Below are 641 nucleotides of genomic sequence, written 5' to 3'. Positions count from 1 at the left end.
GGTGCATCAGCTTCAGCTCGGTGCGCATTTCCACCCGCAGCTTGGCATCGAGGTTGGACAGCGGCTCGTCGAACAGGTAGACCTTGGGCCGCCGCGCCAGCGCCCGGCCCATGGCCACCCGCTGCTGCTGGCCGCCGGAGAGCTGCGAGGGCTTGCGTTCGAGCAGGTGCTCGATCTGCAACAGCCTGGCCACCCGCGCCACCTCCTCGTCGATGGCGGCCTGGGGCATCTTGCGGATCTTCAGGCCGAAGGCGATGTTCTCGCGCACGCTCATGGTCGGGTACAGGGCGTAGGACTGGAAGACCATGGCGATGTCGCGGTCCTTGGGGCTCATGCCGCTGATGTCCTGGCCGTCCACCAGGATCGCACCGCCGGTGATGCTCTCCAGCCCGGCGATGCAGTTCATCAGGGTCGACTTGCCGCAACCCGAGGGCCCGACGAGGATCAGGAATTCGCCGGAGTCGATCTTCAGCCGGATGTCCCTGAGGGTATCCGCCAGGCCGCTGCCGTAGCTCTTGTGCAGGTTGCGCAGTTCGAGGGTTGCCATGTTTCGTTCGTCTCCGGGGTCAGCGACCCGTCTCAGCCTTTCACGGCGCCGGCGGTGAGGCCGCGCACGAAGTACTTGCCGGCCAGTACGTAGA

Annotated in this window: 1 protein-coding gene; it reads right to left on the bottom strand. The window is 66.1% G+C overall.

All coding sequences use genetic code 11. The features are described 5' to 3' along the window. Positions 1 to 547, bottom strand: a 547-nt coding sequence (locus tag ACLJNW_RS23005; RefSeq protein WP_410961064.1) for an ABC transporter ATP-binding protein, incomplete at its 3' end; no start/stop codon positions are given. Between the last annotated feature and the right edge of the window lie 94 nt (positions 548 to 641).

It is taken from the genome of Salmonella sp. SAL4457, from assembly GCF_046548235.1.
Lineage (GTDB): Bacteria > Pseudomonadota > Gammaproteobacteria > Enterobacterales > Enterobacteriaceae > Salmonella > Salmonella enterica.
Note: the sequence above shows the minus strand (reverse complement) of the source record. Positions and strands in the feature narration are given on the sequence as shown.